The 15,877-nt window shown below is 55.5% G+C and carries 8 protein-coding genes, 5 pseudogenes and 2 other annotated features; of the genes and pseudogenes, 5 read left to right on the plus strand and 8 right to left on the minus strand.

Annotated elements, in window-relative coordinates:
- Positions 1-103: 103 nt before the first annotated feature.
- Positions 104-421, plus strand: a pseudogene (locus PGC08_RS02680) (IS1634 family transposase); the annotation flags it as partial.
- 41 nt (positions 422-462) lie between these two features.
- Here the strand turns inward: PGC08_RS02680 and PGC08_RS02685 are convergent.
- Positions 463-1,458, minus strand: coding sequence for an IS3 family transposase (locus PGC08_RS02685; protein ID WP_125178023.1), 996 nt, complete (start codon positions 1,456-1,458; stop codon positions 463-465).
- Positions 1,294-1,422, minus strand: a sequence feature (AL1L pseudoknot). Its footprint overlaps the gene before it by 129 nt.
- Positions 1,383-1,694 (minus strand): transposase, encoded by a 312-nt coding sequence (locus PGC08_RS02690; protein ID WP_009883477.1) that lies wholly within the window; start codon positions 1,692-1,694, stop codon positions 1,383-1,385. Before PGC08_RS02690 ends, PGC08_RS02685 begins: the two co-directional genes overlap by 76 nt.
- Positions 1,695-1,749: 55 nt before the next feature.
- On the opposite strand from PGC08_RS02690, the pseudogene PGC08_RS02695 reads away from it, so the two are divergent.
- Positions 1,750-3,021, plus strand: a pseudogene (locus tag PGC08_RS02695) (IS1634 family transposase); the annotation flags it as partial.
- Positions 3,022-3,036: 15 nt separating this feature from the next.
- Positions 3,037-3,363, plus strand: a pseudogene (locus PGC08_RS02700) (UDP-N-acetylglucosamine 2-epimerase); the annotation flags it as partial.
- Positions 3,364-3,563: 200 nt separating this feature from the next.
- Here PGC08_RS02700 and PGC08_RS02705 read toward each other — a convergent pair.
- Positions 3,564-4,835 (minus strand): annotated as a pseudogene (locus tag PGC08_RS02705) (IS1634 family transposase); the annotation flags it as partial.
- 55 nt (positions 4,836-4,890) lie between these two features.
- Here PGC08_RS02705 and PGC08_RS02710 point away from each other — a divergent pair.
- Positions 4,891-5,202 carry a transposase gene (locus tag PGC08_RS02710; RefSeq protein WP_009883477.1) on the plus strand — a complete coding sequence of 104 codons (312 nt, stop codon included), beginning with the start codon at positions 4,891-4,893 and terminating at the stop codon, positions 5,200-5,202.
- Positions 5,163-5,291 (plus strand) — a sequence feature (AL1L pseudoknot). (Overlaps the previous gene by 40 nt.)
- Entirely contained in the window at positions 5,214-6,122 is a 909-nt protein-coding gene (locus PGC08_RS02715; RefSeq protein WP_241211601.1) for an IS3 family transposase, read from the plus strand. (Overlaps the previous feature by 78 nt.)
- Before the next feature lie 41 nt (positions 6,123-6,163).
- Here the strand turns inward: PGC08_RS02715 and PGC08_RS02720 are convergent.
- The 5 genes and pseudogenes from PGC08_RS02720 to PGC08_RS02740 form a co-directional block, all read right to left on the minus strand.
- Positions 6,164-6,481, minus strand: a pseudogene (locus PGC08_RS02720) (IS1634 family transposase); the annotation flags it as partial.
- 314 nt (positions 6,482-6,795) lie between these two features.
- Positions 6,796-8,991, minus strand: coding sequence for a hypothetical protein (locus tag PGC08_RS02725; protein WP_271709472.1), 2,196 nt, complete (start codon positions 8,989-8,991; stop codon positions 6,796-6,798).
- Positions 8,988-13,592, minus strand: a complete 4,605-nt coding sequence (locus tag PGC08_RS02730) for a glycosyltransferase (protein WP_271709473.1) — start codon at positions 13,590-13,592, stop codon at positions 8,988-8,990. The genes PGC08_RS02725 and PGC08_RS02730 overlap by 4 nt, the downstream gene beginning before the upstream one ends.
- A 2-nt stretch (positions 13,593-13,594) precedes the next feature.
- A complete protein-coding gene (locus PGC08_RS02735; RefSeq protein ID WP_271709474.1) occupies positions 13,595-14,215 on the minus strand; it encodes a hypothetical protein in 621 nt (206 codons plus the stop codon).
- Positions 14,212-15,774 (minus strand): hypothetical protein, encoded by a 1,563-nt coding sequence (locus PGC08_RS02740; protein ID WP_271709475.1) that lies wholly within the window; start codon positions 15,772-15,774, stop codon positions 14,212-14,214. Before PGC08_RS02740 ends, PGC08_RS02735 begins: the two co-directional genes overlap by 4 nt.
- Positions 15,775-15,877 lie beyond the last annotated feature (103 nt).

The raw sequence follows: 15,877 nt of genomic DNA on the forward strand, positions 1-15,877 counted from the left end.
TCCACAACTGAGCGACGATTCGCCGAATCTCGAAGTATTCGTGCTGGTCATAGGTTCGGGAGGAGTGTTTGTGGGACACTAATGGTCTGTCTACGATGGGTTCATGTCGCCTCGCTTGCGGAAAGTTACTACCGGATCAGGAGCCACGGCCGTCCAGATTGTGCGCAAGGTCCGCGGCAAAGTCACCGTCCTCGAACACCTGGGCTCTGCTCACACACCGGCAGAACTGACCGCGTTGCTCACCGCTGGAGAAGACAAACTCGCGTCCTACGGGGCGGCCGAGCAACTCGAACTCGAGCTGGGACTGCCCGCTGACCCCGACGTCACACCGCATACCAAAACCGTCGTAGGTTCACGCTCTGCTGTGCTCGTCGATGCGATCACCGAGTCCTGGAACCGGCTGGGCTTCAGTGAGGTCGTTGTCAAGCACCGGGTTTCGTAGAGGCTCCTTTTCTTGGTTTCCTAAGCAGCCGCGGGTTCAATCGCGGACTGGTTGATCCATTCCGAATGGACCTCGAACGGCGGGCGGTAGTCAATCGCTGAATGCAACCGTGTCTGGTTGTACCAGGCCACCCACTTCGACGTCTCCGCCATCACCTCGATCAACCCCGACCACACCTTCCGGTCAATCAACTCTGCCTTGTAGACCGAGTTCAGAGCCTCGGCCATGGCATTGTCGTACGAGTCTCCACGTGACCCCACCGACGCCACGACCTCGGATTCCGCCAGGGTCTCGCCGTAGCGAATCGATCGGAATTGAACGCCGCGGTCGCTGTGGTGGACAAGCCCGGAGACATCTTCACCACCCCTATATTTCGCCGCCAGAGCCATCGTCAGAGCGTCCCTGGCCAGAGACTCCCGCATATGGTTCGTCACCTGCCAGCCGACGATCTCCCGGTGGAACACATCAAGGATGAACGTCGTGTACACCCACCCAGCAGACGTCGGAACATAGGTGATGTCAGCGACCCATAGACAATTGGGTGCCGGTGCTGCGAACTCACGCTCGACAAGATCATCCGGACACTCCTCAGCCCTAGCCGAAGCCGTCTTCGGACGCTTCCGCTTCCGCCGGATCCCGTCGATGCCCAACTGGCGCATCAACCGCTCCACCGTGCACCGAGCAACATGCCCGAACCGATCGGTGTACTCGCGGTTGATCGCCTTCCACATCTTCCGCACCCCGTAGCAGGAGTAGTTCGCCTCATAGACGTCCTGGATCACCACCATCAGCGCCTGATCCCGACGGGCCCTAGCCGATGGCTGACGCTTCTTGAACGCGTAATACGAGCTCACAGCAATCCGTGCCGCCGTCCTCTTCAGGGCGCGCACGATTGGCTCGACTCCGAACTCGTCGCGATGATCGTCGATGAAGGTGACGATTACTTTGATGGGCGGTCGAGCTCCGCCGCGAAGAAAGCCGAGGCACGGCGAAGAATCTCGTTTGCCCGTTTCGATTCAGCCAACTCAGCCCGCAACCTACGGTTCTCAGCCTCAAGATCAACGGAGTCCGCCGGCGTCGCTGTGCCCGAGTCTTTGTGCTTACGCACCCACACCCGCAGCGCTTCCTTGCTCACCCCGAGCTCTTTGGCTACACGGGCAATCGCTCCGTTTGCGGTGTTCGGATCCGCTTGAGCATGGATGACGAGCTCGACGGCACGAGCCTTGAGCTCGTCGGTGTACTTCACTGGCATGAGAGAATCTCCTTCTTCCAATCTCCCTGCCTCTATTATCCCCGGGGCGATTCACGTCGATGACCAAGCCTTCTTCCACCTCGTGTTAGCTCGCTTGATCGAACCGACGTCGAAGGCCGACAGCATTCGTGTCCTTGCCGAGCTCGGCATCAATCCGCCCCACCACAATACGTTCCTCAATTGCCTCGCCCGGGCAAGGGACCGTGACTACCGGTCACAGATCGCTGGGAAATGCTTCGACCACAGTGTGTCCACGTCGGGAATCAGCCTTCTTCTGTATGACGTCACGACCTTGTATTTCGAAGCTGAGAAGGAAGACGACCTGCGGAAAGTTGGATACTCGAAGGAACGTCGTGTTGACCCGCAGATCGTTGTTGGTCTCCTCGTCGACCGGACCGGGTTCCCACTCGAGATCGGCTGCTACGAAGGATCCAAAGCAGAGACTCACACGATCATCCCTGTCATCAAGGCCTTCCAAGACCGGCACGGTGTCACCGACATGGTCGTCGCCGCTGATGCCGGCATGCTCTCAGCCAAGAACCTTACTGAACTGGATCAGGCTGGACTACGGTTCATCGTCGGATCCCGGCAAACGAAGGCCCCGCATGATCTGGCGACGCACTTTCAGTGGAACGGGGACTGGGCCGCTGATGGGCAGGTCATCGACACGATCACCCCGAAAGGGACCAAACGCCTCGACCCTGACCGAGTGAAGAAGAAGCGAGAACCAGTCTGGTCGGCTGAGGAGTTTCCGGATGCGTGGCGAGTGGTCTGGCAGTACCGGCGGAAGCGGGCGATGCGTGATGAGCAGACACTGAATCTGCAGAGGAACAGGGCATTGGCGATCATCGAGGGCGAGAAGCCCGCGAAGAAGGCCCGATTCGTCAAGGTCACCGATGAGGATAAGGAATTCGACGAGTCCTCGTACAAGCGAGCGATGAAGCTTTCAGGCTATAAGGGTTACGTCAGCAATATCCCGGCTGACATTATGTCCGCAGCCGAGGTGATCAGTAGTTATCACGACCTCTGGCATGTCGAGCAGTCGTTTCGGATGTCGAAGACCGACCTACGTGCCCGACCAATATTTCACCGAACCAGGGACGCGATCGAAGCGCACCTGACTATCGTGTTCACGGCGTTGGCCCTTGCCCGTTTCATGCAGGATGCGACTGGAGCGTCGTTGAAGAAGATCGTGACGACTCTTCGGCCGTTGCGAGAGTTCACTGGGCGTGTGGGCGGGCAGGAAATCACGTTCGATCCCGAGGTGACCGGGCTGGCTAGAGACATCGCTGCGGCGCTACTGCCGGGACGTTTTCCGGGGCACTAAAGTTGTGGAACTCAGGAGCCCGTTGAATACGGCGAGTTCTCGCACCTCATCAACGCCTCCGACATCGTGCTCACCGACTCGGGAGGAATCCAGGAAGAGGCACCCAGCCTGGGCAAGCCGGTTCTGGTTCTCCGAGAAAACACGGAACGCCCCGAAGCTGTGGATGCAGGGACGGTGAAGTTGATCGGTACTGCAACCGAGAAGATCATCTCCGAGGTTTCACGACTCCTCGATGACAAGAAGGCCTACCGGGACATGGCCAATGCTGTGAATCCCTACGGTGACGGCCATTCAGCTGGACGCAGCGTCGATATTCTCAACGAGCTTCTCGGCGACAACTGAACCTTCGGCCAGAAGCAGTAGTGTCCACGGCTGAAACCGAAGCTGTGAACATTGCTGTTGGCCAACAGCAGATCGTCGTCGACAGTTCACGTATGACTATGCGAGTCAGGCGGTCAGCTGTACGGTAGCGGCTTTCGGTAGCACCTGTGTAGCGAAGTGGTGTGCAACTCAGAAGAGACTCTGACCTGAGTTCCACAACTTTAGTGCCCCGGAAAACGTCCCGGCAGTAGCGCCGCAGCGATGTCTCTAGCCAGCCCGGTCACCTCGGGATCGAACGTGATTTCCTGCCCGCCCACACGCCCAGTGAACTCTCGCAACGGCCGAAGAGTCGTCACGATCTTCTTCAACGACGCTCCAGTCGCATCCTGCATGAAACGGGCAAGGGCCAACGCCGTGAACACGATAGTCAGGTGCGCTTCGATCGCGTCCCTGGTTCGGTGAAATATTGGTCGGGCACGTAGGTCGGTCTTCGACATCCGAAACGACTGCTCGACATGCCAGAGGTCGTGATAACTACTGATCACCTCGGCTGCGGACATAATGTCAGCCGGGATATTGCTGACGTAACCCTTATAGCCTGAAAGCTTCATCGCTCGCTTGTACGAGGACTCGTCGAATTCCTTATCCTCATCGGTGACCTTGACGAATCGGGCCTTCTTCGCGGGCTTCTCGCCCTCGATGATCGCCAATGCCCTGTTCCTCTGCAGATTCAGTGTCTGCTCATCACGCATCGCCCGCTTCCGCCGGTACTGCCAGACCACTCGCCACGCATCCGGAAACTCCTCAGCCGACCAGACTGGTTCTCGCTTCTTCTTCACTCGGTCAGGGTCGAGGCGTTTGGTCCCTTTCGGGGTGATCGTGTCGATGACCTGCCCATCAGCGGCCCAGTCCCCGTTCCACTGAAAGTGCGTCGCCAGATCATGCGGGGCCTTCGTTTGCCGGGATCCGACGATGAACCGTAGTCCAGCCTGATCCAGTTCAGTAAGGTTCTTGGCTGAGAGCATGCCGGCATCAGCGGCGACGACCATGTCGGTGACACCGTGCCGGTCTTGGAAGGCCTTGATGACAGGGATGATCGTGTGAGTCTCTGCTTTGGATCCTTCGTAGCAGCCGATCTCGAGTGGGAACCCGGTCCGGTCGACGAGGAGACCAACAACGATCTGCGGGTCAACACGACGTTCCTTCGAGTATCCAACTTTCCGCAGGTCGTCTTCCTTCTCAGCTTCGAAATACAAGGTCGTGACGTCATACAGAAGAAGGCTGATTCCCGACGTGGACACACTGTGGTCGAAGCATTTCCCAGCGATCTGTGACCGGTAGTCACGGTCCCTTGCCCGGGCGAGGCAATTGAGGAACGTATTGTGGTGGGGCGGATTGATGCCGAGCTCGGCAAGGACACGAATGCTGTCGGCCTTCGACGTCGGTTCGATCAAGCGAGCTAACACGAGGTGGAAGAAGGCTTGGTCATCGACGTGAATCGCCCCGGGGATAATAGAGGCAGGGAGATTGGAAGAAGGAGATTCTCTCATGCCAGTGAAGTACACCGACGAGCTCAAGGCTCGTGCCGTCGAGCTCGTCATCCATGCTCAAGCGGATCCGAACACCGCAAACGGAGCGATTGCCCGTGTAGCCAAAGAGCTCGGGGTGAGCAAGGAAGCGCTGCGGGTGTGGGTGCGTAAGCACAAAGACTCGGGCACAGCGACGCCGGCGGACTCCGTTGATCTTGAGGCTGAGAACCGTAGGTTGCGGGCTGAGTTGGCTGAATCGAAACGGGCAAACGAGATTCTTCGCCGTGCCTCGGCTTTCTTCGCGGCGGAGCTCGACCGCCCATCAAAGTAATCGTCACCTTCATCGACGATCATCGCGACGAGTTCGGAGTCGAGCCAATCGTGCGCGCCCTGAAGAGGACGGCGGCACGGATTGCTGTGAGCTCGTATTACGCGTTCAAGAAGCGTCAGCCATCGGCTAGGGCCCGTCGGGATCAGGCGCTGATGGTGGTGATCCAGGACGTCTATGAGGCGAACTACTCCTGCTACGGGGTGCGGAAGATGTGGAAGGCGATCAACCGCGAGTACACCGATCGGTTCGGGCATGTTGCTCGGTGCACGGTGGAGCGGTTGATGCGCCAGTTGGGCATCGACGGGATCCGGCGGAAGCGGAAGCGTCCGAAGACGGCTTCGGCTAGGGCTGAGGAGTGTCCGGATGATCTTGTCGAGCGTGAGTTCGCAGCACCGGCACCCAATTGTCTATGGGTCGCTGACATCACCTATGTTCCGACGTCTGCTGGGTGGGTGTACACGACGTTCATCCTTGATGTGTTCCACCGGGAGATCGTCGGCTGGCAGGTGACGAACCATATGCGGGAGTCTCTGGCCAGGGACGCTCTGACGATGGCTCTGGCGGCGAAATATAGGGGTGGTGAAGATGTCTCCGGGCTTGTCCACCACAGCGACCGCGGCGTTCAATTCCGATCGATTCGCTACGGCGAGACCCTGGCGGAATCCGAGGTCGTGGCGTCGGTGGGGTCACGTGGAGACTCGTACGACAATGCCATGGCCGAGGCTCTGAACTCGGTCTACAAGGCAGAGTTGATTGACCGGAAGGTGTGGTCGGGGTTGATCGAGGTGATGGCGGAGACGTCGAAGTGGGTGGCCTGGTACAACCAGACACGGTTGCATTCAGCGATTGACTACCGCCCGCCGTTCGAGGTCCATTCGGAATGGATCAACCAGTCCGCGATTGAACCCGCGGCTGCTTAGGAAACCAAGAAAAGGAGCCTCTACGAAACCCGGTGCTTGACAACGACCTCACTGAAGCCCAGCCGGTTCCAGGACTCGGTGATCGCATCGACGAGCACAGCAGAGCGTGAACCTACGACGGTTTTGGTATGCGGTGTGACGTCGGGGTCAGCGGGCAGTCCCAGCTCGAGTTCGAGTTGCTCGGCCGCCCCGTAGGACGCGAGTTTGTCTTCTCCAGCGGTGAGCAACGCGGTCAGTTCTGCCGGTGTGTGAGCAGAGCCCAGGTGTTCGAGGACGGTGACTTTGCCGCGGACCTTGCGCACAATCTGGACGGCCGTGGCTCCTGATCCGGTAGTAACTTTCCGCAAGCGAGGCGACATGAACCCATCGTAGACAGACCATTAGTGTCCCACAAACACTCCTCCCGAACCTATGACCAGCACGAATACTTCGAGATTCGGCGAATCGTCGCTCAGTTGTGGAACTCAGGAGCTTCTCGGCGACAACTGAACCTTCGGCCAGAAGCAGTAGTGTCCACGGCTGAAACCGAAGCTGTGAACATTGCTGTTGGCCAACAGCAGATCGTCGTCGACAGTTCACGTATGACTATGCGAGTCAGGCGGTCAGCTGTACGGTAGCGGCTTTCGGTAGCACCTGTGTAGCGAAGTGGTGTGCAACTCAGAAGAGACTCTGACTAGCTAGCCTGAGGCTGAAGCCAATTGCTATAACGTTTGAGCACGTGCTGTTCGTTGTCAGCTCGACGACTGAACACCAAGGCTCGGAGTCGAGTATCCGGGTCGACATCGGAGAGCGAGAACTCGGCGGTCAACTCGGTGCTGTACCAGCGTTCTGCGATTTTGTTGCGCTCTCGGTAAAGATAGACAGCCCATTCCCTACCTTCGACCTCGTCCGAATTACAACGGGCTCTGACGATTGCCCTACCGTCCTCAATTTTTAGATCCACATGGAATATAAACGGATCGACTCTCCGAATTCTAATCGATTGGTTTGAGGCAGCATGCCATTGTTCGTCGGCTGAGATTGCAACATTCTCACCGACTTGGCGACTGGAGAACAGTACGGGGTCATACTCGGCATGTCTCCCTGTGAAAACTGAGGATATCGTTTCCAGTTTTGCCGCTGTAGGCCCAGGCGCCAATGTCCCCTGGGCAACCAGCGTTGGAATTATTGAGCCAAGACCTTTAACCGGGGGGTTAGTGTGCTCGAGCAACTCCCAAACGGCGTTCGCCGACATCGATGTGGTGGTACTGGTCGCGTCGAACGCTTTGACTGGGCTATCCGGGTCATTCAGCAGTTGGACAGAAGAACGTATCCTGTAGTCCAAATCTTCTTTGTGGTAAAAGTTCTGGATATCGCGGAAGTCAGAAGCATCTTGGTCGTAGTGGCGGCGATTCCGAATCGGCATGAATTTCTGCGGCCAGTACCCATCATCAAACGGGAACTCGTTGAGGTCGGAGTATGTCATCTGGATGATGTCGTAGGCTACCCGCCCCTGTGCGCGTTCTTCGGAATCGAGGAGACGTGAAGCCTGTAGAAATTCGGGTTGTGCTAGAGGGTAGAGAGTGAGAGCGTTTCTGTCATATCGATGGATCATTTCTCCGAAATGGTCACGATTGCGGAAACTCGCATAATGCAGATTGAGCTGCTCTGAGAGTGATAAATTCTCGCCGATACTCATGCTTTCGGCAAAGACTTCTGTTGCTTCAGCTCGAATATCGGCGGGAATATACTGATGATGCCTTACAACAGTCGGAAACAGTTTCCGTGCGTCTTCGACGACAGTATCTGGTTGATCTGCCAAATAACTAAATGAGGGGTGATTGCGCATGTTCTGATACGCACGTCTAATCAATTCCCCTGACCCGCCATGGACTTCGAGTCGCAGTTCTTGCGGCCAGGTGACTGTGTTTCCTGCTGGCCATGAAAATCGTGCTCCAGCAAACCGGCTTTGGAATATTTCGAGACTGGTATGAGCGTCATTGCGAACACCTGTAATTTGGGTTTCGCGAGCCCAATCTAATTGCAAAAACCTACGGAGACCGACCGCTACCTGCAGGTCGCGTTCTAACACCTTTCGGGACTGTGCGCCGCGAGCTGTTCGCGGATCACCTGTCATCATTGAAAACTCGTGGTGGACGCCAGCTGAGGCAGCAATTGCCATTGCGATTCGGGAGTCTCGCCCACCCGACAATGCGTGTCTCTTGTCCCTAATCGGGGATGCCGCCATTAATCGAAGCTGGTTCTGGGCACGTTCAATACCCGCGGCCAGCAGATCCTCATAGGAAGCGCCCGAGTCCGCCGCAAAGCGATCTTTTCGCTCTTCCCTGATGCCAGTTTGGCCGACGATAAGCTCAGCATCGGCTGGCAGTGACTGAACCCCATCGAACATTGTTTTGTGCGAGTAGCTGCTCTGCAAAATCGTGTGCGTGCTCAGCAAATGGGACGCAGCAACTGGCCAATAGACTGAGACTGGCCGGCCCAGCCGCCGCAGTTCAGCCGCTATCGAAGTTTGGTTGTCACCAATGATAAGAACTTGGTCTTTGCCCCTGTGGAACGTTGTGTAATAGAGCCTGTAGTACCCCATAAAGTCTGTGACGACGCGGTATGAGTCTTCAAATTCATTATGGAACACCATGAACCATTGGCCAGCCCGATTTTGGACTGAGTCATAGCTGAAATTCAGTGGAGTCTTGTGATCGAGCGAGATGACTCCAGCATCGGTCCACATTAGACCCCGACCGAAGACTGGTGACATGAAGTTGCGACTTCTGTCAGCGGAATTTTCGTGGAAGTTGCGGCGGGCATGGACGACTATCGTTAGGCAGGAAGATCGCCGTTTTAGCCTCTGCTCAACAATATTGCTGCTCATATTCTGGTGCTCTCCAAGCGAATCACAAAGGAATGGAGCGTTCTGTACCGCTTCTTCAGAAGCGGTGTGGGGAACCCAGCACGAAGGACCTTTTCGACAGCGACCTCAGCTTCTGCGGGGTTCCCAGCAACGTAGCGTGCGAGAAAGCTGAGCTGATCCAATTGCAATTCTCTAATACAATACTCGATCGTGTCTGGTCCCATTTCTCGAACCCGCTCAAGGTGCGAGATCACGGCGAGACGTTGGTCGACAGCGAAGTCGTGAGTTAAAACTCGTCGTGATATCGAATCAGGCCGCCGGTGGCGTACATATGCTGAATTGGGCGCCGTGTCAACAGGTATCAGTTCCAGTGGATGAAGGAGCAGCTGACTCATGAACGCCACATCCTCACCACTACGCATGCCGACCGGGTACTGCATCTTCCGCGCAACCCGTGTCGGAATCAATTTGCAGGCGTTGAGGCCAAGCAATCCAAAGGCGCGTGTGAGTTGAGTGCGTCGCCCAACAAGGTTCGCGAGTCTTCGGTTGTTGGGAATGTCGGTGTATGAAACCCCGTTGATATCAACGTCGCGAAGTGGCGCGGCAACGATTGCGTCAGTTTCTGCCGACAGCCACATATTGAGGACATAGTTCGATTCTAACTCGTCGTCGTCATCCAGGAAGGTAATGAATTCGCGGGTAGCAGCTTCAATTCCGATGTTTCGAGCGGCTGATGCACCTTCGACTTCCGACTTCAGGAAGCAGATACTCATTCCGGCATGCTCAGCTGCGAAAGCGTTCACCACGGCCTCCGAATCGTCATCTGGTCCGTTATGGACGATTATGAGTTCCATCCGCGAAGAATGCATTGTTTGTCTGGCTACGGAAGCCAACATAGTCGGAAGGCGATCGGCTCCAAGTCGCGTTGCGACGATAATTGAAACCCCGTCGGAGTGGGCGAGTTTGAGGGAACGTAAGTCTAAAACCTTCGAGTCCACTCTTGCCGGATTCTGATCCCGTGTTCCTGTTACTTGGGTGGTGGTAGCAGGATATTTGTTCGACACTGCATGCGCATGCCCGATTCCCACCGCCGCCAGCGCATGAAACACTTCCGTCGAATTGTCACTGACTACCGATGTTGATCCGACCCGAGTAATCGAGTTTGGATCCCTGGTGAGTAGTCCTACCGTAAGCAAAGCAGATGTTCCGGTGACAGCATCGGCCTTTTCCGCCATATTCGATATGGACCGGTTCCCACCTACGTGGGTGCTGGCGTTGAAGATCCCTACAACACCAGATGTGCGTGCTAGATCGAAGAGTGCTCGCACGCGTTCCGCTGGGGCTCCGTGCCCCGGGATTACAGTTGGCTCCGAAACTGCACTTTGATCGACTATTAGCGCATCAACTGAAGGCGAAAGTTCGGCCAAGTCGACTAAGGGGAATGTGTCAATGGTTGGAGAAAGATTTCTCAGTTTTTGAGAATCTTCAGTACCTGCAACAAATGCGATTCGTAGTGCCCGGGGTTCTGTTCCCGTACGCGATTGATTCCCATTCAAAGCTCCAAGGACGTGTTCTATACCGGAGGATTTCTCAATAGCTGCGATTTCATTCGTGAGACGGGAATCAAAAACGAGAGTCGGGGACTCGTCGGCTCTGCCGGTAGATGCTTGCGAAATTTCGGCGGTTACCAGATTCGGAATGGTGGCCAGCGGGGATAGGCCAGTATGATTGATTGTGTCGCCCTGTGGTAGCACGATGGCTTTGGCCCGCGAGATCAGCAATCCAACGAATTGGGCAATGAGGTCTCCCGAATAGGGATTTGTGTTGAGAGTTTCTACCGCTTGCTCAGCCATGGAAACAGGTGGGGCCCAAACGAAAGTTCGTCCGCTTCTTCCTGCTGCGATGGCAGCGGGAAGGGCCACGTGCCACGGGGCATCGATTAGAAGCGTCTCCTGAGAATATTCAGCAAGATGATCACGAATTTCGGAGGCGACGATTTCGACCCAACGGTCGAATCTCAGCGCCCCGGCAACAGCGATTCGCGAGTCCAAGTATTCTTCGAGTACGTCGGTGACGACAGGGCCTGAGAAGGACGAAGTAGATCGGGCCGCTCCAGCAACTGTTCGCAGAGCCGCATTAGCATTTTGCTGATCCTGCACTTCAGCGGTGTACGCGAAAGGAACGATGCCAATGGCACCTACGACGATTCGCGGGTCGGTCAAGATGCGTCCAGAACCTGTCTCGGCGTTTAGTGCCGATATGCGAACGTATTGATCGTTGTTCCCGGAATCCTCATTTGTAAAGTTGAACTCCGAGCCTAGGGGCCCGTTATAAAGGCTATGTTCCTTCGGCTGGGAATTTTCCGGGATAAGGTTTATGCGACGGGAGTCGAGTGCCAAGAGACCCCGAACAAACAATTCCAGATGCTTCAGGCGTGACTTATCATCCTTGGTCACTGGAATATGACGATCGAGTGCTCCCTTTGCCTCGTCAAATTCGCCCGCAAGTACTAATTCATCGACCTCGCGGTAAATCGTACCTGCAATTCCTGAAGGCACATCTGACTGTTTACCGGAGGCCATTTTCTCATGTTGATCAATAACAATGCTACGCCATTGCTGGCCAACGACTTCGGACCGGTACTTGGACACACTATTTTGTGCCTGATCCGCCAATCTAATGTGGGATCCTTTAGACGCGTTGTTACTGAGGACGAAATCGCGAATCTGCTCGGTGGACGTGAAAGTCCACTGATCGCCGATGATGTCGCGTGCTCCGTCACGTTCCCAAGCAAGCGGGATCGATCCCGACATCGCCCCTTCAATCGCAGCCAGATGGAAAGTTTCACGACTGCTCGGGGACAATAGCCATCCGATTTTCCTCAGCCAGTTGGCCATGTCTGGAGCAAATGGTTCGAACGCGATCGCTCGAAGCAACTCCGGTTTCTCGCCTACTCTGGTGTAGAAGTTGCGATAAGCATCCTGGTGTGCTGCCTTCTTCCACTCCCATGCATAGTTCCACGGAGCGTGCCCTCGAATGTGCAACGTATATCGAGAGTCAATTTTCAGAAGACTTTCTAACAGATCGAGTGCGCGATCAGGTCGTTTCAGTATAGGAACCATACCGACGAGACCAAGGTGGAATCGTGCATCATCGTACTTAGGGCGGTCAAAGTCGAAGTGATTGACCGAGTTCGGGATCACTCTGATTTTCTCGAGCGGCCATCCTCTGAGCTGATGTGCCTTCTGACGATAAAACTCTGAAGCAACGACAATGGTCGAAACTTTTTCGATATTGAGCTCGGTGATCCAATCTGCCAGCAGTTCGTACCCGTGGAGATGAACGATCAGCGTCTGATGGGGTGCGAGATTCTGTGAGTACCAAATGGCGTTCTGCACAGCAAATTCGCTAAGAACGACATCTGCCCACTCTAAATAGGGCTCGCTCGCACGGGGTTGAGCACGGGCGTGGTGTTTGAAAACGTCGAATCGTACATCGAACAAATCGTCGGCTAGGAACGCCTCAATGAGATCACCTGCGAACTTGAAGTCGCTTCCAGCGATAACCAGCCGCAATTTTTCCGATTGATTGTGGTGCAATGGAGGTGCAACAGCCTCGTCAAAGGGGTCTGGCGTAGAACGAATGGTTGAGATGTGTTCGCTGTCTGACCGAACCTTTTCGGAATTAGGGCGAAGCTCGATAGGAGTGCGCCCCTCTGCGGCCGCGAGAAGGAGACCGAAACGTCTTGCCAGTGAATCGTCGGGGATCAGTTCCCATCCTTCTGTTCCACGGCTCATCTCAGACACGGTGACTGCCCCCGGCAATGATCTAAGCACTTGTGAAAGATCCCTGGGCGCATCAGCTGCCGAGCCATCCCGTTTGGATGATGGGTTAGAAGTTACTGCGGAACCGCTTCTATGTGAATAGTGGATGTAGATGCGTGGAATAACTGACCGTTGTTGCAGCTGCTGGCCGAAGTCGTCCAGTTGTTCGACGTCTGAGTTTGAGAAAAGGCCTTCATGGATATGCAACGCTGTAACATCAGCGAGCTCGTCGCTGGCCACACCTTCAACGGTTCCATCTGGTACGGGCAAGAGCCGCACCTTGGAAGAAGCGGCAGGGAATGCAGAATCAATCGTGGATCGCTGAACTTCGTCTGCCACGAGTATGCGAGCAGACGCGCCGGAGATAACCTTGAGATCGGCGAACGACGATGGAGAGAAAGCGCCGCCTGAATGAGGGCGATCAAGCGGAACTGTCCAAAGCCGGCTATTCAATCGACCGGAGCCGGCGACGTATCTCGCAAGGGACAGTCCCTGGACGAGTACTACATCCGGATCGAGCACTTCAGCTTCTGCGATGATGGTTCTGGCTCGGAAGCGAGGCAACAGCCCGTGCTCGTCCAAATGTTCGGGATCAGAATCCTCAGGTTGGACTACTATGCCGCCGCATTTCCAGATGTCGTCGTGGCCATTTGTTCCGTCGACCTCGCGAGTGAGCACGTGAACAGACCATCCGCGAGCTGTCAGATTCGAGACGAGTGAATCGATCCAGACTTTGCCAAGTCTGTCGCTGTTGTAACCCACGTCTGCAGCGACCAACACAGAAAATTGCTCAGTCACGTTTATCGCTCCGAACTTTGAACGGTGATTTCTCGCTCACTATCGCCTAAAGGAGATTGCATACCTAAGGATGAATTGAAGCTGGAGGTCAGCTCGACCAGTTCTGCCCATAGGGAGGACTGTGTTGCTTCTTCTTCTAGGTCAACTTCAGGTATGGTGTCTAGCCGAGCAGTGAAGGTTGAAAGTACACGGGCACTCATCGATCCAGTCGGGTGCGATGTGGGGACAAACCAGGCCTGTCCGCCACGTGCGCGCAGGAGCCTTCCAGCTTCAAAAATCTCTTCCGCGAGGTGACGAGACTGATGGTCATCGGCACCGATCCAAGGACCCGATTGGAAAGCGCGGCCTTCGACGATGAACGTCTCGATCAACGGATTGGAAGCAATTTCACAAAGCATCCCCGGCACCCCCTGCACTACCGAACGATGCTTTTGAACAAGATGAATGAATTCTTCGGATCCGATACACAGCACAGCCCCGGATTCAATTTGCATCCCTGCTCCGGTGAGGTTCCCTAGGCTAGGGCCATTTTCAATCTTGGCGACCGGCGGAGCCGACGCCCGCCCGATTGCGGTGAGGACCATATCGCGGTTGGAGGGCGGTCCTGGATAGCTTGTGCTCATGCCTCAGTTCCTCCGTCTCTCGCATCTTCGCACGATCCAGAGGATCTTCTATGAGCGCTACCAAACTTTCCCTCGACCAAGTTCCACAATACGGAACGAGCTGCGTGTGAATCTCCGATTGGTGTGCACGCGTCTAAGTTCATTGTCGAGAGGACGCTACCTTCTTCTGCGAGTGCCCAGACTTTGGCTGTGGAGCCACGATAATCACTCCACTTTGAAGGTAGATAAGGGTTGATTGAGTGGCCGGACCCGGAACGTGCGTCGGTGACGATGAGAAAGTCCAACTCCTGCGCGACGGCGAGAAATTGCAGATATGGAAGGGAATTGTTGAATACAACGTGCTCTTCGAGGCCCGAAACGCCGACGCCGTCGAGCGTCCGCTGCACAAGCAGGTTGAACTGCTTGCGAGAGAAGCTAGCTGGCTTTACACCCCCTGATGTTTCAGGAATGTAGTTGGTGAAGACATGCAGACGGATTCGCGAGCGGATATGTTCGGGCAATGATCGAAGCGCATCAGTGATTTCGGTTATACCACGTGCTGTGTAGAATTCCCCGAAATAGCCGAGATGAACGTGCTCGTCGTCGACTTCGTAATTGACTTTCTCAAGCTCGTAGAAACCGGGAGCCAGCGTCGGATGATGAGCAACTAGTGAATGAGCCTCAACTCTCTCTCGGAGGTCGCTCCGATCGATCGTGTCGAGCATTATGGACCGTTGGTGTTCGTTCGTAAAGATGATCGTGTCGGCATACCCGTAGACGAGCAGCTCGGCAAAACGGAAGATTGTGAGGTCTTGATCTTGCAGTGGCCCGAAATCAGATTCCCATGTTTCGATTAATGGCTCAGTAAAATCATCTCGAGGGAGATCTCCGCCTCGAGGCTCGCCTTCTACATCGAGAGAAAGCGGGTCAGAGAACTCCGCGGTCCAAGGCAAATTCGGATTGCCGAGTTTGATGCGTATTCCAGCGTAGAGGGATGGGGCCCACATGGCTCGGGTGTATAGCCTGCGGTAGTCAGACCCGCTATCAATTCTGTTTTGTGCAGATCGTGCTGCGCGTTCCGCGAAGGCCCGGTAGGGAGACCACGATGCCCAGGAAGGCGACAGCGGCAAAAACTCCTTCGAGGAGACATACGGGCGCGATATAGTTTCGACCGTTTGGTCCTGCTTCTTGTGCTGGAGAAAGGAGCAGGAGATGATATCGAAGTTCTCGGCGAAGACACGCAGTCGCTTGGAGGCGACTGTTGATCCGGTGTCTTGAAACGGAGAAAAATTATATAGCACCGCTAGTGATTCTGCTTGGTTTCTTACAAGATTCCATGGGAAGTCGAACTGCGCTCCAGCGAAGGTGAGTTCGTCATTCAGGAGACGTCGCTGTTTCCCTCCGAGCGCATAAACTTGAGCCGCTTGATTAAGGGCAGCTGCGGTGAAACTCTCGACAGCTATTGAGTCTGCTCCGCTGACTGTCCATTTTGCATCGCGAATTGACGATACCGCTCTAACCGTGCGCGCTGCTAATTCTTGAATGAGGTCACTGGAGAAACGGCCCGATTTCATCGGCAATGTGCTCTGTGATCCGTTTCGGAGTACCTGCGCAGTCCTTCAAATCGAAATGCGCTGGACGCGCGGGCCATGACCCAAGCTCGCAGACCGAACTCGCCTCCGT

It is taken from the genome of Brevibacterium sp. BDJS002 (assembly GCF_028201555.1).
Taxonomy (GTDB): Bacteria; Actinomycetota; Actinomycetes; order Actinomycetales; family Brevibacteriaceae; genus Brevibacterium; species Brevibacterium aurantiacum.